The organism is Alteromonas sp. 1_MG-2023 (assembly GCF_030547075.1).
In the GTDB taxonomy this organism is placed as follows: domain Bacteria; phylum Pseudomonadota; class Gammaproteobacteria; order Enterobacterales; family Alteromonadaceae; genus Alteromonas.
Genome location: NZ_JAUOQH010000042.1, coordinates 1 through 1,546, shown reverse-complemented (window position 1 = coordinate 1,546; position 1,546 = coordinate 1). Strand labels below are relative to the sequence as shown.

Genomic DNA, 1,546 nt, shown 5'->3' with positions numbered 1-1,546 from the left:
GTTGGTATGACTCCCCTTGTCAATAAAAACCGAGTGTCTCCCTGACATTTTTTCGGTCCATAATTAGCTGTTTTCTGCTCTAAATAAATGAGCTAACGCACCGGATGAGGCAGTAATGTCGTCGGTTGTCATGCTGGTATTCGTGGATTATTCATCTCTCAATGAACAGTGCCTACCTTACTCACTCCGCCGTAGCACCTTCTCATCAGTCTATGTTCGTGGATCAATAACCGTTAAGTTATTGCCGTCATAACGCCCTCGTAGGTTGTGCCACATTCCGCGGCCTGATCCGAGTGCATTAGCTCAAACTCGTTTATCATGCAGGTACTCTGCTCAATCTCAATTTTGGATTAACTGGCGTAAGCACCACTTCTTTAGCGATAGCCCATATGTAGGCTGCCATCTCTCTGGCTATTGCGGTGATAATAAGGTTGTAGTGCTTACCTTTTTTACTCATTCGCTGGTAGCGTTTGCACAGACGAAGCTGTGCTTTCCATGCAATATCGACGATGTCTTTGGGTAGCCCTTCTTGGCGAATTTGAATATTAGTCGATACATTTGCTGGATATCGATAGCTGTGCGCCCCCTCAATTAACAAGCGCCTAGCTCTGCCGTTACCAGACTTCGTAATAGCGCCTAAGTGACGCTTTCCACCAGAGGAATGTTCGCTGGGTACTAAGCCTAAATAAGCCATAAGCTTTCTCGGGTGGTCGAATCGGTGTAAATCACCAAGTTCCGCAACAACCCCAACCGCCACTAGCAGCCTCACACCACGCATGGCTTGGATCGCTTTAACAACAGGATAATAGCGCCACAGATGCACATGATGGGTGAGTTCGTTATCTAACCTTTCAAGTCGTCGTATGCGCTCTTCTATCGTTTGTAAGTACTCTTGCAGCACGATGTGCTGCGCGGGATGAGGCAATATCAATTCAGTCAGCCACCGCAGATGTTTCTTCGACCAGTTAGCAGTGCCTTCATACCGAATATTGTTTCTCAGCAGCAGCGCTTTGAGTTGGTATTTGGCTTCTTTTAAATCCTTCATGGCAAGCTCTCGAGCGCGGGATAAATCTCTTACCGCCTCATCTTCTGGCTCCGGCACATAAATAGGCGTGAGATCTTCCGATTTTAACAACTTCACCAGCTTTAACGCATCGCGCCTATCGGTCTTAATATGGTCACCAGGCTTTTTCGGAATAAGGGAAGGCGCGACGACATAGCAACAATGCCCTAAACTTGTGATAAGTCGATAAATCCAATATCCACATGGCCCTGCTTCATACACAACGTGAATCGTTGCCCCAGGGTATTTCGATTCAAACTGACGAATGAGCTTTTTGACGCTGACTTTTGAAGAAGAAATTCGGCCATAGTGCACCGCACTTGCCCCGCGCTGCTCTTCACAATAGGCAATCTCGTGAAACTCTTTATGCGTATCCAATCCGATAAAAATCATGCTATGTTTGTTCATGCTAGCCTCCAAATTGATTTAGTATTGAACAAACTAATTATGGCTCTGGCTGAAAAGTTAACCCACGAAAATGCG

1 protein-coding gene is annotated in these 1,546 nt (G+C 46.1%); it reads right to left on the bottom strand.

Features of this window, described 5'->3' with window-relative positions; genetic code table 11:
* Positions 1–316: 316 nt before the first annotated feature.
* A complete protein-coding gene (locus Q4561_RS19740) occupies positions 317–1,471 on the bottom strand; it encodes an IS110 family transposase (protein ID WP_303462967.1) in 1,155 nt (384 codons plus the stop codon).
* Positions 1,472–1,546 lie beyond the last annotated feature (75 nt).